Source organism: Polaromonas sp. UBA4122 (genome assembly GCA_002381615.1).
Taxonomy (GTDB): Bacteria; Pseudomonadota; Gammaproteobacteria; order Burkholderiales; family Burkholderiaceae_C; genus Polaromonas.
The window spans coordinates 1-23,630 of the sequence record DFWY01000046.1; the positions used below are offsets into that span (position 1 = coordinate 1).

At 61.0% G+C, this 23,630-nt stretch carries 21 protein-coding genes and 3 pseudogenes; 12 read left to right on the forward strand and 12 right to left on the reverse strand.

Annotation, left to right across the window (positions count from 1 at the left end; translation table 11 throughout):
- Positions 1 to 182 precede the first annotated feature (182 nt).
- Positions 183 to 2,249 carry a transketolase gene (tkt, locus tag B3F77_RS06220; protein ID WP_293604122.1) on the reverse strand — a complete coding sequence of 689 codons (2,067 nt, stop codon included), beginning with the start codon at positions 2,247 to 2,249 and terminating at the stop codon, positions 183 to 185.
- Between the two features lie 212 nt (positions 2,250 to 2,461).
- Between tkt and B3F77_RS06225 the strand changes: the two genes are divergently transcribed.
- Together B3F77_RS06225 and B3F77_RS06230 are read left to right on the forward strand one after the other, a co-directional pair.
- Positions 2,462 to 3,178 (forward strand): nucleotidyltransferase family protein, encoded by a 717-nt coding sequence (locus B3F77_RS06225; protein WP_293604143.1) that lies wholly within the window; start codon positions 2,462 to 2,464, stop codon positions 3,176 to 3,178.
- Entirely contained in the window at positions 3,175 to 4,587 is a 1,413-nt protein-coding gene (locus tag B3F77_RS06230; protein WP_293604123.1) for an aminopeptidase P N-terminal domain-containing protein, read from the forward strand. The genes B3F77_RS06225 and B3F77_RS06230 overlap by 4 nt, the downstream gene beginning before the upstream one ends.
- Positions 4,588 to 4,652: 65 nt before the next feature.
- On the opposite strand, the gene B3F77_RS06235 is transcribed toward B3F77_RS06230, so the two are convergent.
- The 4 genes and pseudogenes from B3F77_RS06235 to B3F77_RS20920 form a co-directional block, all read right to left on the reverse strand.
- Positions 4,653 to 4,877: a hypothetical protein gene (locus tag B3F77_RS06235; RefSeq protein WP_293604124.1), complete on the reverse strand. Its 225-nt coding sequence runs from the start codon at positions 4,875 to 4,877 to the stop codon at positions 4,653 to 4,655.
- A gap of 76 nt (positions 4,878 to 4,953) precedes the next feature.
- Complete coding sequence (locus B3F77_RS06240; RefSeq protein ID WP_293604125.1) at positions 4,954 to 5,619, reverse strand: c-type cytochrome; 666 nt, start codon at positions 5,617 to 5,619, stop codon at positions 4,954 to 4,956.
- Between the two features lie 590 nt (positions 5,620 to 6,209).
- Positions 6,210 to 6,314 carry an AAA family ATPase gene (locus B3F77_RS06245; RefSeq protein ID WP_293604126.1) on the reverse strand — a complete coding sequence of 35 codons (105 nt, stop codon included), beginning with the start codon at positions 6,312 to 6,314 and terminating at the stop codon, positions 6,210 to 6,212.
- Positions 6,311 to 6,632: pseudogene (locus tag B3F77_RS20920) on the reverse strand (TA system antitoxin ParD family protein). Before B3F77_RS20920 ends, B3F77_RS06245 begins: the two are co-directional and overlap by 4 nt.
- A 171-nt stretch (positions 6,633 to 6,803) precedes the next feature.
- Here B3F77_RS20920 and B3F77_RS06255 point away from each other — a divergent pair.
- The 6 genes from B3F77_RS06255 (at position 6,804) to B3F77_RS06280 (ending at position 11,942) form a co-directional block, all read left to right on the forward strand.
- Positions 6,804 to 7,322 carry a rubrerythrin family protein gene (locus B3F77_RS06255; protein ID WP_293604128.1) on the forward strand — a complete coding sequence of 173 codons (519 nt, stop codon included), beginning with the start codon at positions 6,804 to 6,806 and terminating at the stop codon, positions 7,320 to 7,322.
- Positions 7,323 to 7,436: 114 nt separating this feature from the next.
- Positions 7,437 to 7,601, forward strand: a complete 165-nt coding sequence (locus B3F77_RS06260; RefSeq protein ID WP_293604129.1) for a rubredoxin — start codon at positions 7,437 to 7,439, stop codon at positions 7,599 to 7,601.
- Between the two features lie 96 nt (positions 7,602 to 7,697).
- Positions 7,698 to 8,234 (forward strand): FAD-dependent oxidoreductase, encoded by a 537-nt coding sequence (locus B3F77_RS06265; RefSeq protein ID WP_293604130.1) that lies wholly within the window; start codon positions 7,698 to 7,700, stop codon positions 8,232 to 8,234.
- Positions 8,235 to 8,500: 266 nt separating this feature from the next.
- Positions 8,501 to 10,819: an NADP-dependent malic enzyme gene (locus tag B3F77_RS06270; RefSeq protein WP_293604131.1), complete on the forward strand. Its 2,319-nt coding sequence runs from the start codon at positions 8,501 to 8,503 to the stop codon at positions 10,817 to 10,819.
- A gap of 179 nt (positions 10,820 to 10,998) precedes the next feature.
- The gene (locus B3F77_RS06275) at positions 10,999 to 11,415 is read left to right on the forward strand and encodes a ribonuclease domain-containing protein (protein ID WP_293604132.1); all 417 of its coding nucleotides are present in this window, start codon (positions 10,999 to 11,001) and stop codon (positions 11,413 to 11,415) included.
- Positions 11,416 to 11,468: 53 nt separating this feature from the next.
- Entirely contained in the window at positions 11,469 to 11,942 is a 474-nt protein-coding gene (locus B3F77_RS06280) for a barstar family protein (RefSeq protein WP_293604133.1), read from the forward strand.
- Between the two features lie 287 nt (positions 11,943 to 12,229).
- On the opposite strand, the gene rsmA is transcribed toward B3F77_RS06280, so the two are convergent.
- From rsmA to B3F77_RS06300, 4 genes are read right to left on the reverse strand one after another with little or no spacing between them, the layout of a single operon-like run.
- The gene (rsmA, locus tag B3F77_RS06285) at positions 12,230 to 13,015 is read right to left on the reverse strand and encodes a 16S rRNA (adenine(1518)-N(6)/adenine(1519)-N(6))-dimethyltransferase RsmA (protein WP_293604134.1); all 786 of its coding nucleotides are present in this window, start codon (positions 13,013 to 13,015) and stop codon (positions 12,230 to 12,232) included.
- A complete protein-coding gene (locus B3F77_RS06290; protein ID WP_293604135.1) occupies positions 13,012 to 13,230 on the reverse strand; it encodes a hypothetical protein in 219 nt (72 codons plus the stop codon). The genes rsmA and B3F77_RS06290 overlap by 4 nt, the downstream gene beginning before the upstream one ends.
- A 2-nt stretch (positions 13,231 to 13,232) precedes the next feature.
- The gene (locus tag B3F77_RS06295; protein ID WP_293604136.1) at positions 13,233 to 14,648 is read right to left on the reverse strand and encodes a peptidylprolyl isomerase; all 1,416 of its coding nucleotides are present in this window, start codon (positions 14,646 to 14,648) and stop codon (positions 13,233 to 13,235) included.
- Positions 14,641 to 17,112: an LPS-assembly protein LptD gene (locus tag B3F77_RS06300; RefSeq protein WP_293604137.1), complete on the reverse strand. Its 2,472-nt coding sequence runs from the start codon at positions 17,110 to 17,112 to the stop codon at positions 14,641 to 14,643. The genes B3F77_RS06295 and B3F77_RS06300 overlap by 8 nt, the downstream gene beginning before the upstream one ends.
- A gap of 117 nt (positions 17,113 to 17,229) precedes the next feature.
- Here B3F77_RS06300 and B3F77_RS06305 point away from each other — a divergent pair, with 117 nt between their 5' ends.
- The 3 genes from B3F77_RS06305 to B3F77_RS06315 all read left to right on the forward strand — a co-directional run bounded on the left by B3F77_RS06305 (position 17,230) and on the right by B3F77_RS06315 (position 20,415).
- Complete coding sequence (locus B3F77_RS06305; RefSeq protein ID WP_293604138.1) at positions 17,230 to 18,402, forward strand: aminoglycoside phosphotransferase family protein; 1,173 nt, start codon at positions 17,230 to 17,232, stop codon at positions 18,400 to 18,402.
- Positions 18,403 to 18,493: 91 nt separating this feature from the next.
- Positions 18,494 to 19,240, forward strand: a complete 747-nt coding sequence (locus B3F77_RS06310; protein ID WP_293604139.1) for a 16S rRNA (uracil(1498)-N(3))-methyltransferase — start codon at positions 18,494 to 18,496, stop codon at positions 19,238 to 19,240.
- 5 nt (positions 19,241 to 19,245) lie between these two features.
- On the forward strand, positions 19,246 to 20,415 hold the full coding sequence (locus B3F77_RS06315) for an MFS transporter (RefSeq protein WP_293604140.1): 1,170 nt from the start codon (positions 19,246 to 19,248) through the stop codon (positions 20,413 to 20,415).
- 103 nt (positions 20,416 to 20,518) lie between these two features.
- On the opposite strand, the gene B3F77_RS06320 is transcribed toward B3F77_RS06315, so the two are convergent.
- Both B3F77_RS06320 and B3F77_RS06325 read right to left on the reverse strand, forming a co-directional pair.
- Positions 20,519 to 21,439, reverse strand: a complete 921-nt coding sequence (locus tag B3F77_RS06320; protein ID WP_293604141.1) for an alpha/beta hydrolase — start codon at positions 21,437 to 21,439, stop codon at positions 20,519 to 20,521.
- A gap of 67 nt (positions 21,440 to 21,506) precedes the next feature.
- Positions 21,507 to 22,982, reverse strand: a complete 1,476-nt coding sequence (locus tag B3F77_RS06325; protein ID WP_293604142.1) for a M20 family metallopeptidase — start codon at positions 22,980 to 22,982, stop codon at positions 21,507 to 21,509.
- A gap of 272 nt (positions 22,983 to 23,254) precedes the next feature.
- Between B3F77_RS06325 and B3F77_RS20925 the strand changes: the two are divergent.
- A pseudogene (locus tag B3F77_RS20925) lies at positions 23,255 to 23,386 on the forward strand (DUF72 domain-containing protein); the annotation flags it as partial.
- Between the two features lie 13 nt (positions 23,387 to 23,399).
- On the opposite strand, the pseudogene B3F77_RS06335 reads toward B3F77_RS20925, so the two are convergent.
- Positions 23,400 to 23,630, reverse strand: a pseudogene (locus B3F77_RS06335) (IS66 family transposase); the annotation flags it as partial.

A 23,630-nucleotide genomic window follows, 5' to 3' on the forward strand; every position in this document is an offset into this window, starting at 1 on the left:
ATGCGGCCGAAGCCGTTAATGCCAATCTTTATAGTCATCTGCTTTTGCTCCTGGAAGTTAACTTGTCCATCATCCATTCGGCAGGCTCAGCCCGAACGGCATTATTTTTTCGTCAGTACCTTGCGCACGGTGTCGGCCACGTTTTAGCTCCGGCATAACAAGTGCTACGCACAGTTGTCAGCCTACGCTGAAACCTTGCGTGTCAAAACTTTCCTGACCGTATCCGCCAGGTTTTCCGGCGTGAAGCCGAAGTGCTTGAACAGCACCGGTGCGGGTGCCGATTCACCATAGGTGTCAATGCCCACGACGGCGGCGCAGCCGTATTTCCACCAGCCGTCGGTCACGCCCATTTCCACCGCAATGCGCGGAATACCTTCGGGCAGGACTTCGGATTTGTACGCGGGCTTTTGCTTGTCAAACGTGGTGGTGCTGGGCATGGAAACCACGCGCACCGCAATCTTGTAGGTCGCCAGCAGCTCTTGCGCCTTTAGTGCCAGCTGCACTTCGGAGCCGGTGGCAATGATGACGGCCTGCATCTTTTTGTTCAGGCCGACTTCGGCGGGCTCGGCCAGCACGTAGGCGCCTTTGCTGATGTCGCCCAGGTCGTCCTTCGGTGCATACGGCAGGTTCTGACGGCTCAGCAGCAGGGCCGTGGGCTTGTGTTTGTTTTGCAAAGCCACGGCCCAGGCCACTGCCGTTTCAGCGGTGTCGCCCGGACGCCAGACGTCGAGGTTGGGAATCAGCCGCAGGCTGGCGGCGTGCTCAATCGACTGGTGGGTCGGGCCGTCTTCGCCCAGGCCAATCGAGTCGTGCGTGAACACATGCACCACGCGCAGCTTCATCAGCGCGGCCATGCGAATGGCGTTGCGCGAGTAGTCGCTGAACGTCAGGAAGGTACCGCCGTAAGGGATGAAACCGCCATGCAGCGCGATGCCGTTCATGATGGCGGCCATGCCGAACTCGCGCACGCCGTAGTTGATGTGGCGGCCGCCGGTTTTGCTGCCGTCAGCAGCTTCGGTTTGCACGACGTCACCGTTCTCGTCGAAGCGCAGGTTGGGTGTGCTCTTGGTGTTGGTGAGATTGGAGCCGGTCAGGTCGGCAGAGCCGCCCAGCATTTCAGGCAGGCCGGCGGTGAAGGCTTCCAGCGCCAATTGCGAGGCTTTGCGGGAAGCCACGGTTTCGGCCTTGGTGTGCGCGCCAATCACGGTGTCAACGGCGAGTTGCGAAAAATGCTTGGGCAGTTCGCCCTTCATGCGGCGCACAAACTCTGCGGCCAGCTCGGGATGAGCGGCCCGGTAGGCTGCAAATTTGGCGTCCCAGTCGGCTTCGAGCGCCAGGCCCTTGGCTTTGGCATCCCAGTCGTCGTAGGTCTCTTGGGGAATCTTGAACGGGGCATGGGGCCAGTTGAGAGCTTCACGCGTGAGCTTGATTTCTTCGGCGCCCAGGGGCTCGCCGTGGGCCTTGGCCGTGTTGGCGCGATTCGGCGAACCTTGGCCGATCTGCGTTTTGCAGACGATCAGCGTGGGTTTGCCGGACGTGGCTTTCGCGCTGGCAATCGCCGTGGAGACGGCTTCGGCGCTGTGGCCGTCAACCGGGCCAATCACGTTCCAACCGTAGGCGGCAAAGCGCTGCGCGGTGTTGTCAATAAACCAGGGGGCCACCTGGCCGTCAATGGAAATGCCGTTGTCGTCGTACAGCGCGATCAGCTTGCCCAGCTTCCAGGCGCCTGCCAGTGCGGCGGCCTCGTGGCTAATGCCTTCCATCAGGCAACCATCGCCCATGAACACATAGGTGTGGTGGTTGACGATGGTGTGGTCCACATCGCCATCCTTGCGGTTGAACTCACTGGCGAGCAGCTTTTCAGCGAGCGCCATGCCCACGGCATTGGTCAGGCCCTGGCCGAGCGGGCCGGTGGTGGTTTCCACGCCGGGGGTCACGCCGACCTCAGGGTGGCCTGCGGTTTTGCTGTGCAGCTGGCGGAATTTTTTGAGTTCGCTGATGGGCAGCTTGTAGCCGGTGAGGTGCAGCACCGCATAAAGCAGCATGGAGGCGTGGCCGTTGGACAGCACGAAGCGGTCGCGGTCAAACCAATGGGGATTCTGCGGGCTGTGCTTGAGGTGCTGGCCCCAGAGGGCAACGGCCATGTCGGCCATGCCCATGGGGGCGCCGGGATGTCCCGAGTTGGCTTGTTGTACAGCGTCCATCGCGAGTGCGCGTATCGCATTCGCCATCATTTCAGTATTGGCCATCAGGCAAAGCTCCGGGAGGTTCTGGGATCAGGGTTATTGAGTATTTTAACGGGCGACAAGCTGGCGCCGATTTGCGCGGGTTCTACGCGGGCCTTGGACGGGCTTCCAGGCCTTGGAGGTTGCAAATGCTCTAAAGTCCGGTTCATGCAAAGACTGCACCTTAGCGCCAACCTCCACCACTGGTCATGAACACGAGCACGAACATCAAAGTGATGCTTCTGGCCGCCGGGCGCGGCGAGCGCATGCGGCCGTTGACCGACAGCACGCCCAAGCCCTTGCTGCGCGTGCGCGGCAAGCCCCTGATTGACTGGCACGCGCTGGCGCTGGCGCGCGGCGGGTTCAACGCGCTGGTGATCAACACGGCCTGGCTGGGTGAGCAGATTTCAAGCCATTTTGACCTCCAGCCTAGGCAGGACGGGAGTGAGCAGCTATCAATTTCATACTCCCACGAAGGTACGGATTTTGGCGGTGCGCTGGAAACGGCAGGCGGCATTGCCCGCGCGTTGCCGCTGCTGGACGAGGTCTTCTGGGTGCTGGCCAGCGATGTGTTTGTGCCCGATTTCGAGTTTTCTCAAGACGCCGTCAGCCGCTTTGTGGCCAGTAACAAGCTCGCCCACCTCTGGCTGGTACCCAACCCCGGCCACAACCCCCGCGGCGATTTTGGACTGAGTCCTGACGGCTTGGCACTGAATCTGCCAGTTGCCGCCGCCGGCCCGCGCTTCACCTACAGCACCATAGGCCTGTACCGGCGGGCCTTTTTCAGCGCGCTGCCTTTTGGCAATCCGCAAGGCCTCAAGACCCCGCTGGCACCGCTGTTGCGGGCGGCGATGGACAATCAATGCGTCAGCGCCGAACTGTATGAAGGTGCCTGGACCGATGTGGGCACACCCGCCCGCCTGGATGAACTAAACCAAGAACCAACACCATGAGCACCACACAGAGCACCCCGGTAATTTACGCCAAACGCCGCGCCGCCATTGCCCGCGCCCTCAAGGCGGCCGGCGGCGGCATCGCCGTGCTGCCCACCGCCCCCGAAGTGCAGCGCAACCGCGACAGCGACTTTCCCTACCGGCACGACAGCTACTTTTATTACCTAACCGGCTTCAGTGAGGCGGGCAGTTGGCTGGTGATTGAAGCCAGCGGCAGGAACGTCAAGAGCACGCTGTTTTGTCGGCCCAAAGACCTGGAGCGTGAAATCTGGGATGGCCTGCGTTTAGGCCCCAAAGCCGCGCCTGCGCAACTGGGCGTAGACCAAGCTTTCAGTGTGGATGCGCTGGACGAAAAAATGCCGGAACTGCTGACGAATCAGAACGCCGTGTGGTTTCCATTTGCGACGCACAAAGGCCTTGAAACCCAGGTGGACGGCTGGCTGAACAAGGTGCGCGCCCGGGTTCGCTTTGGCGCTGAATGTCCGCAAAGCCAGCACGACTTGTGCGAGCTGCTCGACGAAATGCGCCTGGTAAAAGACAGCCACGAGATTTCGATTTTGCGGCGCGCCGGAAAGATTTCTGCCGGTGGGCATGTGCGGGCCATGCAGACCTCGGCCGCGCTGCTGCGCGATGGCATCAAAGGCGGGCTGCGCGAGTACCACCTCGAAGCCGAACTGTTGCACGAATTCCGCCGCCATGGCTCGCAGTTCCCAGCCTACGGCAGTATCGTGGCCGCCGGTGCCAACGCCTGCATCCTGCACTACCGCGCAGACGACACCGAACTCAAAGCCGGCCAGCTCTGCCTGATTGACGCGGGCTGCGAACTCGACGGCTACGCCAGCGACATCACGCGCACCTTTCCGGCCGACGGCAAGTTCACACCGGCCCAGCGCACGCTTTATGAGGTCGTGCTGGCGGCGCAGGATGCCGCCGTCAAGGTCACGCGCCCCGGCAAGCGATTTAGCGACCCGCACGACGCCGCCACGCGCGTGCTGATTGAAGGCATGCTGGACACCGGCCTGCTGGCCAAGGCCAAACATGGCAAGGTCGATGACGTGCTTGAATCAGGCGCTTACCGACAGTTCTACATGCACCGCACCGGCCACTGGATGGGCATGGACGTGCACGACTGCGGCGACTACACCGAGCCCGGCAGCAAGCCGCGCGAAGAAAAAGACGCGCTGGGCGAGAGCGTGATGCGCAAGCCCTCACGCATCCTCCAGCCCGGCATGGTGCTGACCGTGGAGCCCGGCATTTATGTGCGCCCCGCCAAAAACGTACCAAAAGAGTTCTGGAATATCGGCATCCGCATTGAAGACGATGCACTGGTCACCGCCCAAGGCTGCGAGCTGATGACGCGCGACGTGCCGGTCGATGCGGACGAGATTGAGGCAATAATGCGGGGATGAGGCGGCTAAAGGCGATTTGCAGACGTTCAACGTTCGTAGTACCCGGCTTGCCGGGGCACGCCCCCTCAATGGAAGGGTTGGCTACGTGCGCCCTCAACCTCCAAAAACCAAAAGTTTCCGAACTTCGACCAGTTAAACGTGTAGGTGTTTTGGAGGTTGATGTTGACTACCTTGCCCCCAACGGGTACTGCAATTTGACCGCCGGGGAAGGTATCTCCATGCGAGATATCGTAAGCCCAGCACTTACCGTTCTTGACTTTCGGATTTACAAAGCGCTGCAAGTCATTCATGACCAACGCTACAGGTGTCGGATGATTGGGCGCCGGCACCGGATGCTCTGAAATACACGGTTGATTCTTCAGGTGCTTATTTCTTCTTCGGTCCAATGCTTTCAGTGAACATGTAGATCACTGCAGCCCGCATTTCTGAATCACTAATGTCTGCCATCCCTCCACGCGCTGGCATGGCACCGCGCCCATGAATTCCTGACGCGATTACCGTATTAAGACCTTTACTGACTCGGCCGACCCAGGCATTCTGATCACCAATCTTCGGAGCCCCATCTTTTCCGGTCAGGTGACATTCACCACATTTTGCTTTTACCAATTGCTCACCCGTACGTTCCTCCCTGGGGGCCGCCGGATTGGCGGGTTCGATCCAGCTGCCGCCGGACTGATTGACCATGTACGTGATCGCGCGCTCCAGATCCCTGGCGCTCAAGCCCGCATTCCCACCGTGTGAAGGCATGTTGCGGATACCCTCCAGTGCGTGTTGCGTCAGGTTGGTCAGACCCTGTGCTTTTCGCTTGGCCCATTCCTTCTTGTCCCCAATGACCGGAGCACCGTTTTTGCCATTCTTGTGACAATTGGCACAAACTTCGTCGACTATGCTTTCTCCGCTGCGTTCAGCGCCGTGCGCGAGCGTCATGCCGAACGTGAACGGTATTGCAATGGCAACCAACGCACCACGAACTGAGAGCTTCGTGCGAATCTGTATCGGCGAAAGACAGCACTGGTTTAATTTCTTAGACATGTTACGGACTCCTGCTGTTTAGAAACCAGGGAACACGAAACGCTGCCGAATCGTTTGCATGGCATCGCCTGATAGAAGACCACCTGCACCAACAACCCTGCACGGTTCGACAGACGCCCGCTGAAGCACCACGGTTGAGCGCCGTGCATGATGAGGGGGGTAGCGTCAGGCACGCATGGACAGTCTATACCGCCCCCCAACCTCAGGCATTGATCTTTGTCAACTACCGAGCCGCACCATCTTCGGGTGGCCACGTCTTGGGTCAAGAGCACAGTTCTCTCACTGCCGCGGGCGTTGTATCCCACAGACCTGTCACGCGCTGAATGGCGTTCACCACGTCGGTCATAGTGACACCCGCCTGATCCACCAGCGCCGCGCCCTGTTCGACCCGTTGCACGCCAATCGTTGCTCAGGGTCTTGACAGCATTTACCTTCAATAGTTGGGACTCAATCGGGCTGATGAAGCACTCGCCACGAGTAAGCTTGGCTGTTCGCTGTGCATCTGCCCAGTCTCGGGCTGCCCTTGAGCGCTGCTGGGTTGGTGATGTGCTGCAGGTGGTCGCGCTCATACAAGTCGGCGTTCACGAGCATCAAACGGCGCCGATGATTTCGTCGCTCACTAACGCGCGGTACAGCGTGGATTTGCCCGCGCCGTTGGGGCCAGCCAGCAGGTGAAAAACCGGCGGCTGCGTCACTTGGCAAGCTTTCGGTTTTCTTCCACCACTTCGCGCACGCGTTGCGCCAGCGAACCGCTGGCTTCAGCGGCTAACAGCCGACTGGTCAGGTCAGCGACGTTGCGAGTTTTCTGCGCTTCTCTCGCCGCCGCCTCATACCCCCTCAATCGCCGTCTGCGCCTCCTGCGCTGTTAGGCCGGAATGCTCGACGACCCGGCCGAGGGTGGCCCAGTATTCAATCTGGCCGGCGACTGAGCGGCGCAGGGGTTGGGGTGCCTCGCGGGCTTGCTGCACCAGGCTGGCGTGGAGTTTGACGGAAGAAAAATTGCTTGGGACTATTGGTCATGGATGAGCTCCTTATTGGCGCAAGTTGCGCCAATCGAGCCGTTTCTACAAAATCTGTCGATAGCTACTATCAATTGATTAGTTAATTTCAATTGGTTTTATTAATTTATATTGACTACCATCACCTGTCTTTCGATTAATTCACACTATCAACTGGAGTTCACGATGAGCACGCAACGCCCCGAAATCAAGACCATGGCCAACCTGGAAGCCGCCTTTGCCGGCGAATCCATGGCGCACATCAAGTACCGCTACTTTGCCAAGCTGGCCCGCGAAGCCGGTGACGAAGACACCGCGCGCACGTTTGAAGAAACCGCCGACCAGGAAGTCATGCACGCCTTTGGCCACTTGGACCTGCTGTACCCCAAGGCCACGATGACGCCCGCCAAGGCGCTGCAAATTGCGATTGACGGTGAAACCTACGAGTACACTGAGATGTACCCCGGCTTTCGCGCCACCGCCGAAGCCGAGGGCCATGCAGCGGCCGTGGCCGAGATGAACGAGCAGATCGAAGAGTCCAAAGTGCACGCGGCAAAATTCCAAGCTGCGGTGGCAACCGCAGCGCAGGTCAAGGCAACCCTTGAAAAAGCGCAAAAGCGTTTTGCGGCGCTGGCCAAAGTGGAAGAGCGTCATGCCAAACACTACAAGGCTCAACTGGCCAAGGTGATCGCCCAGGCAGCCTGAAACCGCTTGAAACCGCGACCAGCCATGCGGCCGGATCGCTACTTTATTGATAGCTACCAATGCCCTCGTTTATTGGGCTACAGGCACTTTTTACTTAAAATATCAGGAAACCCCATGAAAACCTATCTCTGTATCGTTTGCGGCTTTGTGTACGACGAAGCGGCTGGCCGGCCCGAAGATGGCCTTGCCGCCGGCACGCGCTGGGCCGATGTGCCCGAGAGTTGGGCCTGCCCGGACTGCGGCGTCGCCAAGACTGACTTTGAAATGGTTGAAATCTGAAAAACCTGAGCCTTTGCGAGACAGACCAACGCAGCTGCGCGAAGCGAGACAGGTTGCTCTGTCCTCAACTGACTCCTCTGAACCGAGCTTGACACCATGAACCCGATTCTCATCATTGGCGCCGGTCTGGCCGGTGTGGACTCGCTGGAAATTTCGCTGGCCAATGGCGAAGTTATTGCCGCCAGCTGCGTCTTGAGCGCCATAGGATTAAAAGCCGATACGGCGGCGGGCCTCGCGGTGGATCGCGCCATTGTGGTGAACAGGCACCTGGAGACCAGCGTAGCGAGCGTGTATGCACTGGGCGACAGTGCCCAGTACGCCAGCGCGGTCTCGCCGCTGTCGGCGCATGGCTCAACCCTGCCCTATGTCATGCCCATCATGGCAGCGGCCAAGGCACTGGCCGCCAACTTGACGGGCCTACCTACCGACCTGGTTTTTCCGCTGATGCCGATTTCCGTGAAAACGCCCGCACTGCCGCTGGTCGTTGCACCACCCAAGCCCGGGGGACGGACGGACAGTGGACGGCGCAGGAATCCGGCCTTTGGCAATGGCTGGACGCCGCCGGTCTGCAACGCGGCTTTGTGCTGGCCGGCGCGCAGACGTCCCAGCGCATGGCGCAGTCCAGGCGGGTAACGCTGTAGGCACTCACCAGCATGCCCGGGCGCGCCGCTTTGTTGCCAACATGCACGTTCAGCTCCCGATCGAGAGCTTGTTAAGCCCAACAGCCGCTTGTTGAAGGACTTGGGGGCGCTTATGCGTTCCCCTCGAAAAAGTTAAAAGTACAACACCTGTTCAGCGTAGATTCACCTACCAGGGTTTCCCCCTCCAACGGCCTACAATCGAAAACCTTCCAAAAAAATCGACGGTCGCACCGACCGTTCCCGCCGGAGACCCTATTAATGCCAACACCGTCCGCCGCTACACCCGACAACCGTGAAGAAAAGCGCGCCGAACTGCGCCGCGCCGCGCTCGAGTACCATGAATTTCCGACGCCCGGCAAAGTGGCTATCGCGGCGACCAAGCAACTGACCAACCAGCGTGACCTGTCTTTGGCCTACACACCTGGTGTGGCGGCACCCTGCGAGGAAATTGTCAAGGACCCGAACGCAGCATTCAAGTACACCAGCCGCGGCAATCTGGTGGCGGTGGTCACCAATGGCACTGCGGTGCTGGGGCTGGGCGACATCGGCCCACTGGCCTCCAAGCCGGTGATGGAAGGAAAGGGCGTGCTGTTCAAGAAGTTCGCCGGCGTTGATGTGTTCGACATCGAGATCGACGAGAAGGACCCGGCCCGGCTGGTCGACATCATTGCCTCGCTGGAGCCGACCTTCGGTGCCATCAACCTGGAAGACATCAAGGCACCCGACTGCTTTTATGTGGAGCGCGAGCTCCGCAAGAGGATGAAAATTCCGGTGTTCCACGATGACCAGCATGGCACGGCCATCACGGTAGGCGCGGCGATCCTGAATGCGCTGAAGGTGGTCGGCAAGGATCCGAAGAAAGTCAAGCTCGTCACCTCCGGTGCGGGCGCGGCAGCACTGGCCTGCCTGAAGCTGCTGGTCAAGCTCGGCATCCCGCGCGAAAACATTTACGTGACCGATCTGGCCGGCGTGGTCTACGAAGGCCGCACCGAACTGATGGACGAGGACAAGATCCAGTTTGCGCAAAAAACGTCGGCGCGCACGCTGGGCGAAATCATCGACGGCGCAGATATCTTCCTGGGTCTTTCGGCAGGCGGCGTGCTCAAGCAAGACATGGTCCGCAAAATGGCGGCCCATCCCATTATTTTTGCGCTGGCCAACCCGACTCCGGAAATCACGCCTGAAGAGGTGAGAGCGGTGCGCAATGACGCCATCATGGCGACCGGTCGCGCGGACTACCCGAACCAGGTCAACAACGTTCTGTGCTTCCCCTATATCTTCCGCGGTGCGCTGGATGCCGGTGCATCCACCATCACCATTGAGATGGAAATTGCAGCGGTACACGCGATTGCCGAGCTGGCCCAGGCCGAGCAGAGCGAAGTGGTGGCAGCCGCCTATGCGGGCGAAAAGCTGGCGTTCGGGCCCGAATACCTGATCCCCAAGCCGTTCGATCCACGCCTCATGATGAAGATTGCACCCGCGGTTGCCAAAGCAGCGGCCGACAGTGGCGTGGCCCTGCGACCCATCCAGGACATGGATGCCTACAGCGAGAAGCTGCAAAATTTTGTCTATGCCTCAGGCACGCTCATGAAGCCGATTTTTGCGGCGGCCAAAGCGGCGGCCCGCAAACGCGTGGCCTATGCCGAGGGCGAAGAAGAGCGCGTGCTGCGTGCCTGCCAGATCGTGGTGGACGAGGGCCTGGCGCGGCCGACCCTGATTGGCCGCCCCGCCATCATTGCCCAGCGCATTGAAAAGTTTGGCCTGCGCCTGCGGGAAGAGCTCGACTACGACGTGGTGAATGTCGAGGAGGATCACCGCTACCGCGACTTCTGGCAGACCTACCACCGCATGATGGAACGGCGCGGCGTGACCGTGCAAATGGCCAAGATTGAAATGCGCCGCCGCCTCACGCTGATTGGCGGCATGCTGCTGCACAAAGGCGATGTGGACGGCCTGATTTGCGGCACCTGGGGCACGACCGCTCACCACCTTGACTACCTGGACCAGGTGATTGGCAAGCGCGAAGGCGTCAACACCTATGCCTGCATGAACGGCCTGCTGTTGCCGGGCCGTCAGGTGTTCCTGCTTGATACCCATGTCAATTACGACCCGACGGCAGAGCAACTGGCCGAAATCACGACCATGGCCGCCGAAGAAATGATGCGTTTCGGCATCAAGCCCAAGGCGGCCTTGCTGTCGCACTCCAACTTCGGTTCGTCCAACCTGCCCAGCGCCCTGAAGATGCGCCGCACGCTGGAGTTGCTGCGGGAAAAAGCCCCATGGCTGGAAGTCGACGGGGAAATGCACGGCGACATGGCGCTGGACGCCGAGGCCCGCGCCGACCTCATGCCCAACAGCACGCTGACTGGCGAAGCCAACTTGCTGGTGTTGCCCAACATTGATGCGGCCAATATTGCTTACAACCTGCTCAAGACCGCGGCGGGCGGCAATATTGCCATTGGCCCCGTTCTGCTGGGTGCCAACAAATCCATGCATATTCTGACGGCCACGTCTACCGTGCGCCGTATTGTGAACATGACAGCGCTGACGGTCGCAGACGCAAACGCCGCTCGATAAGGCTGAATTAGATAGCTGGCACCAACTTACCAGGACTTTATCCACTCTACGGTGGGTGCCTTAATTTTCAGCAGGTACTTGCGTTTTTCGCCCACATGCGGCAAACTACCTCTCTTGAAATTTAAGGGTTAACCCGAAAAATCGGCAGGTTAGCCTTGGCTTCAAGAAAGGCATTTTTCATGTTGCGCAATGGGTGGGGACGGTGGCGCACGGCTGTGCTGCTGGTTTTTTTGGCCAGCTTGGGCGGCTCATTGGGTTTATTCCCCAGCGTGGCACAAGCCAAAGGGCCATTGTTTCTGGTCCCGGCTGACACGATTGCAGTCACCCAATTGCCCCCACAAGGGCGCAGCATGTTGGCGCTGATTTACCAGGGCGGGCCGTTCAGGCATGACAAGGACAACGCGGTGTTTGGCAACCGGGAACGAATTCTTCCCGCCAGAGATCGTAGCTACTACCGTGAATACACCGTCAGAACGCCTGGGGAGCGGACGCGGGGAGCCCGACGCATCGTTTGTGGTGGTTTGAAACCTGCTGCACCCGATGCCTGTTATTACACCGACGATCACTATGCGAGTTTTCGCAGAATCGTTCAATAAATTGAACTGTGCTTGTTATTTTGAATTTTGACTTAACAGAAAGAGAAGCGGAGATGGATACACCACTTCGTAAGGACCACGAAACGCCATTGCGCAAGCATGTCGAGACGTCCCTTCGCAAACATGACGAAACGCCCCTGCGCGGCGTGCGTCCTAATATCGTGCAGTCCATCCGCGCCTTCCGCGTGCAGGATTTGCAGGACGCCGCCACGCAGTTGAACCAGCACTTCCTGTATGCCAACCTGGGCAATGCCCAGAGCAAACAGGACGTACTGGACATGATTGCGGCGCAGTACACCTTTCCGGCACATTTCGGCAAGAACTTTGATGCCCTGTATGACTGCATGACGGACCTGGTTCATAAATCAGGCCCACAGCCCGGCTTCATCGTCGTGCTAGAGCAGATTCCAGCCCACGCCAAGTTCGACAAAGAGGCTAGAGAGCAATTGCTCGACATCTTCAGGGATGCCGCGGACTACTGGGCGGATCGCAAGATCCCGTTCAGATGCTTCTATTCTTTTCTGTAGCCCGCTCCCCAGACATTGGCCAAGGGGATCGGGCGAATGAGGCCCTGCAAGTAGTTTCAGAAGGCGATGAGCCCATGCCTACTGACAAGCTGATAGACATATCGCCGATGGCGCTGCGCATGAGCAGCCCCTTCAATGCGGCGTACTGGCTCGCAGCAGCCTGAGACTGACGTTTCACGCTGCCAATAAAAAAGCCCGCAACCAGCGGGCTTTTTTGTGCTTATATCGGGCCATAGCCCTTATTCGACGGGCGCGAGCAGCTATATTTTCTATAGCGCACCGAACGACTAAGCCGGCATGGGGCCAGCCGCCACCTGCTGCGCCAGCGCCAGATACTCGGCCACAGGTACTTCTTCGGCGCGGCGCTGCACGTCAAACGTGCCCGTAAAAGCACGCGACGTGAGCCATTGGCCCAGCGTATGGCGCAGCAGCTTGCGGCGCTGGCTGAAGGCCACCCGCACCAGTTCGCTCAGCAGCTTGACATCAAGCGCCACCGGATCGGCGTACGGCACCATGCGCACCACCGCACTGTTCACCCGCGGCGGGGGGTCAAAGCTTTGCGGCGGGACAAACAGGACGTTTTCCATGGCGTAGCGCCATTGCAGCATCACGCTCAAGCGTCCGTAGTCGCTGGTCGAAGGGCTGGCCACCATGCGGTCAATCACCTCTTTTTGCAGCATGAAATGCTGGTCTTCAATCACGTCCACCGCATCAAGCAGGTGAAACAAAATGGGGGTGGAAATATTGTAGGGCAGGTTGCCAACGACTCTAAGCTTTTGAGTCTCCGCACAACTTTCTTTTGCCACCTGCACGAAATCAACTTTGAGCACGTCGGACTCGACCACTGTGAGCTGGGGATACTGCCGCAATTGCCGCGCCAGATCGCGGTCCAGTTCAATCACCGTCAGATGCCCCAGCCGCTCGACCAGAGGCTGGGTCAGGGCCGCCAAACCGGGCCCGATCTCCACCATGGCCTGGCCTGCCTTGGGCGCGATCGCCTGCACAATGCCTTCGATGATGTTCCGGTCCGTCAGGAAATGCTGGCCAAAGCGCTTGCGCGGGATGTGTTTCATGAGCGGCCGGCCTGAAGCACCCGCATCGGAAGCGGCGTGATACCGCAAGTGCGCAGCGCCGGGCCACCCCAAGCAAGTTCAACCCCCTCGGGGGGCAGCGCAGTGCGCGAAGCGACAAGCGTGGGGGCCAACGAACGTAGCGCCGGGCCGCCCCAAGCAAGTTCAGCCCCCTCGGGGGGCAGCGCAGTACGCGAAGCGACAAGCGTGGGGGTCAACATTACTGAGGAGGTTCGCGAAATTCCACGTACGCACGGCCGCGAATTTCCTGCGCCCACAGTGCGTACGCTTCATTCTGCTTTTTCTCGCGCAGCAGATTGCGCGCTATCTCGCGCTGCTCACGCGGGGAGAGCTGCGTCTCGCGCCGCTCCAGCACCTGCACCAGGTGCACGCCAAAACGCGACACCAGCGGGTCGGATATCTGATGGGCGGCCAAGCCATTCATGACCCTTTCGAACTCGGGCACAAACATGCCGGGGTTGGCCCAGCCCAGATCGCCGCCTTCTTTGGCCGAAGCATCGTCGCTGCTTTCGCGCGCGAGCGCGGCAAAATCTGCCTGGCCTGCCAGGATGCGCTTCTTGAACCCGGCCAGTTTCTCGACCGCAGCGGCTTCGTTCAACTGGGGCGTCAGCCGCAACAGGATGTGGCGGGCATGGGTTTGCGTGATGACCGCGTCAGGCATGCCGGCCTGCCTTTTTTCGACCACCTTGAGAATGTGAAAACCGGCACCGCTGCGCACCGGACCAGCCAGCCCGCCTGCGCGCAGGGACTGAGTCGCTTCGACAAACAGGGGTGGATAACGGTCCGCAGTGCGCAAGCCCATTTGACCGCCATTGCTGCGGGTGGGAGAGGCGGAAAACTCATTGGCCAGCGCAGCAAAGTCGGCACCGGAGCGGGCACGGTCCAACACCTGCTGGGCTTTGGCCTGCAGCGCTGCGACTTGTTCAGGCGTGGCCTTTTCAGGCACCGCCACCAGAATTTCGGCCAGATTGAGAGCCAGCGAGGACGGCTCGGTGCTGCCTTCCTGGTCCCGCAAAAACTGGTCAATGTCCTGCTCGGTCACCGTCACCCGCGACTCGACATCGCGCTGGCGCAGGCGGCTGACCAGAAGCTCGTCACGCAGTTCCGAACGAAACTGGTTGTAGTCAATGCCGTCTGCCTTCAGGCGGCGGCGCAACTCGTCCACCGTGATCTGATTCTGGCGGGCGACCCCCTGGACCGCAGCTTCGACGGCGTTGTCGTCGACGCGCACTCCAGACGCACGCGCCATCTGCAGCTGCGCCTTGTCACTGATCATGCGCTCCAGCAGTTGCGGAACCAACTCGCTACGCGGCGGCAGCGCGGCGCCCTGCTGAAGTAGCTGCTGCTCGGTGCGAATCAGCTTGGTGCGCACTTCGCTGTTGGTAATCGGCTCCGAATTCACCACCGCGACGATGAAATCAGCCTTCCGCTGCACCGCAGTAGTTCCCCGGCCCGCAGTTCCTGCGCTGGCGGCGGGATCTGACAGCCGCAGCGGGCTGGCAGGCCTGAGGCTTTGGGCCTGCGCACCCGCCATCGGCAGCGCGAGCAGAAGCAGCAGCGCAGCGGCAAGTGGCCAAGCCAGAAAGTGTCTAGTAAAAAAACGATAGTTAGTCATAAGTGGTAAAGCGGCTGGGGCTGCTGATTTTCTCACGCAGGGATTGATAATGCGGAATACTCGACTTGAGGGTTTCCAGGGGGCTGACGCCCAGGCGGGAGAAGCCGACGAGTTCAAGCTGGAACAAAATTCGGGTGTTCGATGTGGTGATGCTGCTTTGTGAGCGCTGCAGCACGACGCGGCCAATCCAGCAGCAGCCATCATATTCAACGCCGATGATCGAATCCACCAGCTTTTTGTCCAACATGCTGTAGTTCAGGCGGCCCACGCTGTAATAGCGGCCGCCGCCTTGACCCTGACCAGCGCCCAGGTCGAGTCCCTTGTCGCCCCACAGATCATTGATGGGCCACTGCCAACCCACGTCAATCTGTTCGCTAATATCGCGCTGCAGCCGAAACGCGGCACTGATGACGTGGTAGTTGCCGGGGTTGTAGCGTACGCCGAAAGAGGAACGATCAGACTGCCTGGTTTTGGGGTTGTATTGCACCATGCTGTCAAAGGACCATTGCGGCACCCAGTTGACCGACGCGCCAACCAGCAGGTCGCTGATGCGGTCCGTGACTGGCAATACGCCGGGCAGCGTCACCTTCTGGTCGTCAAAGCGCAGGCGCTGCGCCACACCAAAGCGCAAAGCTTCGGCACCAGTGGCGGGGTCCAGCAAACGCGAGGTCAGGCCCAGCGTGAGCAGATTCTCGTCCGAAATACGGTCATTGCCCACAAAGGCGTTTTCTGTGAACACCGTCGCAAAGTTAAAGTCGTTGGCACCCGAGTCGTAGTTGGGCAGCGCGCTCTGGTCGCGGTAAGGCGTGCGCACATAAAAAGCCCGCGGCTCCAGCGTCTGGATCACGCTGCGGCCCAGGAAACTGGCATTGCGCTCAAACTGCAGGCCGCTGTCCAGGCTGAAGGTGGGAACAACGCGTGATGCCGATGTCGCGCCATTCAACAGCGGCGTATCAAACTGGTAACCGGTGGCGTGCAACTGCAGTTTGGGGGTGATGTAACCGGCCGGCGACAGCCAGGGATGGCTGACCTGCAGCCGGGTAAAGGCGCGGTTGCTGTTGGGTTGATTCGTCAGGCTGCTGTCGGCAGAAAAACGGGTGTAGTCGCCTTGCATTGACCAGTCGAATCCGCTACCCAGGCCCACCAGCGGTGCATCCACGCGGGTGTAAGCGGCGGTGAACTGCGGCAGGCGGTCATAGGGCGGGACGATCGGAGAGCTCACATCCTGCAGGGTTTGCCACTTGAGGGTGCGTACCGTCGAGGAAAAGAAACCCCGGCCCCACGACAAGGTGGCATCCTGGGGCAGCAGTCGCTGGGTGACCGAGCTGCTTGCGGCAGGAAAATCACGCCAATAGTCGTTGTCGCTGACACGGTTCAAATTGAGGGCGATGCCCAGGTTGCCAACAGACGACAGCCCGCTATTGATCACCCCGCTATGCTGGTAAGCGTAAGACCAGCGGTCGCGGTCGCGCAATTTATCTCCGGGCAACACGTTGGCGCGCAACGTCCCTTGGTAGCCCGGCTCAAGGTAGCGGAACTCCCCGGCGAAATCAATGCCGCGCTTGCTCATGATGTCCGGCGAAAACGTGGCGTCCCGGTTGGGCGCAATGTCGAAGTAGTAAGGCTGACGGAGTTCAAAGCCATTCACCGAGCCCAGGCCGAGCGTCGGCGGCAGGAGACCCGACTTGCGCTTGTCACTCAGCGGGAAGCTCACCACAGGAAAAGCCAGAATCGGCACGTCCTTGAACCGCACCACCGCGCCGGTGGCCACGCCGACGTCCTTGTCCAGATCAAACTCGATCTTTTTTGCACGCAACACCCAAGCCGGTTGCCAGCTGGCTTCGTTATCGCGCTCACAGGTGGTGTAGCTTACGCTGTGGGCTGTCAGGTGCTTATCGTCGAGAAAATCGACACGCGCAGCCTGGCCGTTGCCACCATTGTTAAGAAAGCGGTAACTGGGTGCGGTGAAAAAACCTTCAAACCGGTCCAGCTTGATCTCCAGCTCGGGGCCTTCAAACCGGTTGCCGGCACGATTGATGCGCACATTGCCGCGGCTTTTGACCTGATCCTCGGGCTGGTAATACTCGATACGGTCCGCGCGCAGCGACGTCGCGCCGCGGCGCAATTCCGCGTGGCCGTCAATCACCGTCTCCAGTTCGGGGCGTCCCGAGATCCGGTCGCCAAACACAAAGATAGGCCCCTTGTCTTCCGGCGCGTTGGAGACTTGCTCGGCCAGCATGGGAGAGCTTTTGAGCGTTGCATTGCTTTCCGCCCCGGCCATCTCAGCCGGTGTGGGTGCCGACGCGGGCGCTCCCGGCAGGGGTGCAGCGCCCGTTGGCGGAGCCAGCACCTGGGCGAACACCGGCCCGGCGTGCGCCAGCCCCAGCATGGCGCAAAACACCATCCGGGAGGCAGCGCTGCCTGGCAGGGAAAGAATAAAAGGCGAGCAGGATGCGCGGCGCATCGTTTGTGTGAGATAAACCCGTTTGTAAAATCAAGGCTGATTATCCATGACCCTCCACTCCGCCCCCACCCTGCCAGGCCAGCGCAAGGCTGCAATCGTCGCTGAAGCTGAAAAATCATGAACACGTCCCCTATTGCCTGGGCCGACCCGGCGCGCGCCTATGCCTTTGGCCGCTGGCTGGCCACCATCGCCCCGCAGCACCAGCTGCGGGCCGATACGGTGCGACCCGCTTCCGCCGATGCCAGCTTTCGCCGTTATTTCAGGGTGGACGCTGTAGGCGATGCAACGGGAAGGGGCAGCTACATCATCATGGACGCGCCGCCGGCGCAGGAAGACTGCAAGCCTTTCATCAAGGTGGCGGGACTGCTGCTGGATGCCGGTTTGAACGCGCCGCGGGTGCTGGCCTGGGACGAGCCACTGGGCTTCATGCTGCTGAGCGACCTTGGCGCCCAAACCATGCTCGACCTGATTGAGCCGCCTGCCGCGGTCGATGCCATCGCCCAGCCTACCTCCGCGCACTTTGACCTGTACATGGACGCCGTGGACACCCTCGTGCGCTGGCAACTCGCCTCCCAACCCGGCGTGTTGCCGCCCTATGACGAGGCGCTGCTGTCGCGCGAGCTGGCGCTTTTCCCCGAGTGGTATGTGGCCCAACACCGCGGCTTCGCCCTGGACACCGGGCTGCAGGACAAGCTCGATGGCCTGTTCGCGCAAATCAAGGCCAGCAATCTGCAGTCGCTGGGCGGCGCACGGGTGTATGTTCACCGCGACTTCATGCCCCGAAACCTGATGGCCCCCACGCTTGTCGCTTCGCGTACTGCGCTGCCCCCCGAGGGGGCTGTTTCGCCTTGGGGCGGCCCGGCGGCGAAACCTGATGGTGGCGAGCCAGGCTTGGGTATCCTGGACTTTCAGGATGCGGTGTACGGCCCCATCACCTATGACATTGCCAGCTTGATGCGCGACGCGTTTTTGACCTGGGAAGAGGACTTCGTGCTCGACATCACCGTGCGCTACTGGCAAAAGGCGCGCAAGGCCGGGCTGCCGGTCGGCGATGATTTCGGCGAGTTTTACCGGGCCGTGGAATGGATGGGCCTGCAGCGCCACCTCAAGGTGCTCGGCATTTTTGCGCGCCTCACGCGGCGCGACGGCAAGCCCAAATACCTGGCCGACACGCCGCGCTTCATCAAGTACGCACGCAACACCGCCGCCCGCTACCGCCAACTCGGGCCGCTGATGGTTCTGCTCGACCAGATTGAAGGCAATGAAACCCGCGTGGGCTACACTTTTTAATGAAAAATATACCTCTAGCCCAATCAGGACGAGAACAAATAGCTATGATTTTTATAGCAACCTCGTTGCCATCCCCAACTGGCCCCACAGCATGAGCGCCCGTTTCTACGCCGACATGGCATTCGTTCCCGGCAGCTCCGTCAGCCTGCCCGAGCAGACCGCTCGCCATGTTCAGGTGTTGCGCCTGCAGCCGGGCGGGCGCATCACGCTGTTCAATGGCCAGGGTGACGGCCAGCCCGGCAGCGAAGGCGAGTTTGAAGCCACCGTGGAGCGCATGGGCCGCAGCGATGTCCAGGTCACCATTGGGGCCTACACCGCCACCGCGCGCGAAGCGGGCCGCGCCATTCATCTGGCAGTGGGCATGCCCGCCAACGAGCGCATGGACTGGCTGATCGAAAAAGCCACCGAGCTGGGCGCGACCAGCATCCAGCCGCTGCTGAGCGAGCGCAGCGTGCTGCGCCTGAGCGGCGAGCGCGCCGACAAGAAACTGGCGCACTGGCGCGGCGTGGCCACGGCGGCGTGCGAGCAATGCGGCCGCAACCGCCTGCCGCTGATTCACGAAGTCGCCAGCCTGGCCGACTGGCTGAAGCGCGCCCCGGCAGAGTTGCCTGAGGACACCAGGCTGCTGCTGTCACTGCAAGACGGCACGCGTCCGCTGGCCCAAGCCGTCGCTGGCACCGGCGCCTTGACCTTTCTGAGCGGCCCGGAAGGCGGGCTGAGCGCCGCGGAAGAAGCCGCCGCCATCGCCTGCGGTTTTGCCCCTGTGACGCTGGGTCCACGCGTGCTGCGGGCCGAAACCGCGCCGCTGGCTTGCCTGGCGCTGCTGACGCTGGCCTAGCCCCCATGAACCGCAATCTCTGGCTGCTGGCCATCTGCCAGGGCCTGTTCCTCACCAACAACGTCACCTTCATCGCCATCAACGGCCTGGTCGGCCTGAACCTGGCGCCGCTGGGCTGGATGGCCACCTTGCCGGTCATGGGCTATGTGGTCGGCGGGGCCCTGTCGACCGGTCTGGTGGCTCGCACGCAAAGCCGCTTTGGCCGTAAAACATCGTTCCAGCTCGGGTTGGCGGTGGCGATGGCATCGGCACTGCTATGCTGCTATGCGGCCTACAGCAAAAACTTCTGGCTGCTGGTCGCTGCCACGGTCGTAGCGGGCTACTACAACGCCAATGCGCAACTGTACCGCTTTGCGGCGGCAGAGTTGGCGCTACCCTCCTTTCGCGAGAAGGCGATTTCACTGGTGATGGCGGGCGGCTTGATTGGCGCCGTGGCCGGGCCCAATCTGGCGGCCCAGACGCGGGGCCTGACCGACGTGCCGTTTGCCGGCGCCTATCTGGCGCTGGCCGGCGTGGCGCTGCTGGCCATGCTGCTGCTGGCTTTCATCCAGTTTCCAGCACGGCCCGCCCAACAAACGGCCAGCGGGGGCCGGCCACTGGGAGAAATCATGCGCCAGCCCGTCTTCATCGTCGCGGCCGCTGCCGGTGCATTGGGCTATGGCGTGATGAATCTGCTGATGGCGGCGACGCCGATTGCCATGCAAACCTGCGGCCTGCCATTTTCAGACGTGGCGCTGGTGCTGGAGTGGCATGTGATCGGCATGTTTGCGCCGGGCTTTTTTACCGGCCACCTGATCAGGCGATTCGGCACCCTGCCCATCATGGCGGTGGGGCTGGCGCTCAATGTCGTTTGCGTGCTGATTGCGCTGTCGGGGGTCGATTTCACACAATTTCTGGCGGCGCTCTTTTTACTGGGGTTGGGCTGGAATTTCCTCTTTACCGGCGCGACCACCCTGGCACTGACAGCCTACCGGCCCGAAGAAAAAGACAAGGCCCAGGGGGCGCTCAATTTCTGCGTGTTTGCGGTGCTGGCGATGTCGTCGCTGGCCTCCGGCGTGCTGGTCACCACCCAGGGCTGGGCGCTGCTGAATTTGGGCTCCCTGCTGCTGCTGGGGCTGATCGGACTGGCGCTGGTGTGGCTGGCGCTGGGCCAGCGCAGGCGCCAGCCCGGCTGAGCCTTGTTGTACTTCGGGCGTGGAAGCGGCCAAGCGGCCGTCTTTTTGCTATTGTTTTTATAGCTATTTACGCCCTATGTTATTGGGCTACAGCCACTTTTCATTAAAATTTTACGTCTAGCCAGGCTTTCAGCGTGTCAAACACCGGCACTGCATCCACCTCATTGAAAATCTCGTGATAAAGCCCGTCAAAACATTTCGCGGTCACCGTAGCCGGTTTAACGGCGGGCGAGTTGGCGGCAGTTTGCGCAAAGGCGCGGCTGCCCGCAGGGTTGACGAGTCGGTCGGCACCGGCGTACATCAACAGGGTGGGTGTACTCCAGTGGGCCGCGGCCGCCACCGCGGCCGGCCCGGCCGTTGCAATGAACTGGCCCAGCCGCGCAGAAATTTTATGGTGTACCAAACGGTCAGCGAGATATTTTTTGACGACCTGCTCGTCGTGGGAAATGTAGCGGGTGTCCAGCCCATTGCTGACGCACAGATCGGGCGCAAGCCGGAGCAAGACGGCCAGCAGGAGCTTCTGAAAAATAGTGAGTCCCGCATCCAGCGCGGGGGATGACATCACCAGCCCTTCTACCGATCGCATCTTCAGCGCGACAAACCGGCCCACCACCAAGCCACCCAGGCTATGCCCGAGCAGGATCAAGGGGAGGGGCTGCGCTGAAGCGTCTGAAGCATTGCCGGCCTGCGGCAGGCGCAGGCAGCGCAGCCGCGTTTCATCCACCACCTCCGCCAAATCGTCGAGCAGCGCCGTGTCGCTGGGCAAGACCCCGCGCGCGCCGCCTGATTCACCATGGCCCCGCTGGTCATAGGCGCGCACCGCAAACCCCCAGTCGAGCAACTGGCTAGCGACATGCCCGTAGCGTCCGGCGTGCTCGCCCAGGCCGTGAACGATCAGCACCACCGCGCGTGGCGGCAGGGCATCCTGGCCCATTTCCTCGGTCCAGGCGTCCATGGACCATTCATGCAGGGCGAGGTTTTCACCATCGCGGGCGGTGAAAGGCAGCAAAACCGTGGAACGCATGCAGCGGGAGCCTGACCTTAAAAAAACCGCAGTTGAAGGGGAAAAAGGCGAGAGGAGGTCCCCGTGTTCAGCCGGGCACGCGGGCGATCACCTGCGCCACCGCAGCGGTCAGCTTCTTGGCATAAGGTACGTGTAAAAACTCGTTGGGCCCGTGCGCATTGCTCTTGGGACCCAGCACGCCGCAGACCATCATCTGCGCCTTGGGAAAGCCCTGGCTCAGCATGCTCATGAGGGGAATCGTTCCGCCCTGGCCCATGGTGCCGCAGGGCGCGCCGAAAAAGCTCTGCGACGCGTCGTTGAGTGCATTTTCAAACCATGGCGTGGTGCTCGGCGCGTTCCAGCCGCTCGCGCCGCCGTTGCTTTCAAAAGTGACTTTGGCCTGGTAAGGCGCGTGGTCTTCCAGCAAGGTCTTGAGCTCCCGCACCGCCGTGCTGGCGTCAATCAGCGGTGGCAAGCGCAGCGAGAGCTTGAAGGCGGTGTAGGGGCGCAGCACATTGCCCGCGTCCTTGAGCGCCGGAAAACCCTCGGCGCCGGTCACGCTCAGCGTCGGCCGCCAGGTGCGGTTGAGCAGCGCCTCCACCGGATCGGTGGTGGTCGGCAGCGCAAAGCTGGTCGAGCCTTCACAGTCGTAATGCGCCCACGGAAAGCGCTTGTACACCTCGTCACCCAGAATTTTGGCCGTGGCCTGCGCCTGCGCCAGCCGGTCCGCCGGGACCTCGCAGTGAAAGCTCTGCGGCAGCAGGCGCCCGGTCTGGCTGTCCTCCAGCCGGTCCAGCACCTGCCGCAGGATGCGAAAGCTCGACGGCACCAGGCCGCTGGCGTCGCCCGAATGAACGCCTTCGGTCAGCACTTCAACCTTGAGCACGCCCGTCGCATTGCCGCGCAGGCTGGTGGTCAGCCACAGCTGCTCGTAATTGCCCGCGCCAGAGTCCAGACACACCACCAGCGCAACCTCGCCCAGCCGGGTTCTGAGTGCGTTGACGTAGGGCAACAGGTCGTAGGAGCCGCTTTCTTCGCAGGTTTCGATCAAGCCCACGATGCGCGGGTGTGGCACGTTCTGGCTTTTGAGTGCCTGCACGGCGGCAATGCTGGCGTAGACCGCGTAGCCGTCATCGGCACCGCCTCGGCCATAGAGCTTGCCGTCCTCGTATTTCGGCGTCCAGGGGCCCAGATCATGGCGCCAGCCGGTGAACTCGGGCTGCTTGTCGAGGTGGCCATACATCAGCACGGTTTGCGTCGAATCAGCGCGGGTCGCAGGAATTTCAAAAAACAGCACCGGTGTGCGCCCTTCCAGCCGCACGATTTCCAGCATGAGCCCTTCGACTTTTTGCGCTTCCACCCAGGCCGCCGCGTTGCGCACGACTGTGTCGATATAGCCATGCTGCACCCAGTCGCTGTCGAACGTGGGAGATTTGGCGGGAATGGCGATGTAGTCGGTGAGCTGCTGGACGATGTCGCCGTCCCACTGGGCCGTGACCTGAGACAGGGCCTGGGCGGCGTTGAGGATGTCAGCGGGAATTTCGCGGTGCAGGGGGACGTTCATTGAGATACTCCGAAATCGAAAGCCAGCGATGTGCTGTGATAGATACTACTTTACGCCCACCTTAAAAACCGCGCCGCCGAGTACCGATGCTGAATGTCTGCACTGCTACGGCCCCGGCCTACAGACCTCGTTGTTTCTTGCAGCGAATGTCTACGCCATCTAACTGTGAGGAACGAACCTCGATCGGAGCCGTCATGGCCAGCCTGGTCAGCAAGCGAACGCATTTTGCGCATCGGGCCCAGCGGCTTCATCCGGCTGAACGAGACGCCAGCCTGCAGATCCCTGTCGGCGTGGCCGGCTGGACCTACGCGCCTTGGCGCAACAACTTTTTTCCGGAAGGCCTTCCGCACCGCCGGGAACTGCAATATGCCAGCCGCCAGCTCACGGCCATTGAAGTCAACGGGTGACTATTCAGCCTTAAACCGCCGAGGCCTGCCCCGAGAAGGCGGCGCGCAAGGCGTGGACCATGCCGAAGCCTTGTTTGCGAGCGGTATCAAGGTAAGAGCGGATCACGCAGAAGTTTTCAGCGCCGACCAGGGGTACGAAAGCAGCCGGAGATTTTTTGCTTGCCCTTTGGCATCCGAATAGCGCGCTCAGCCAAGTTGTTGCTGAAAGGCACACAGAGATCATGCATAAAGCGCAGCACCT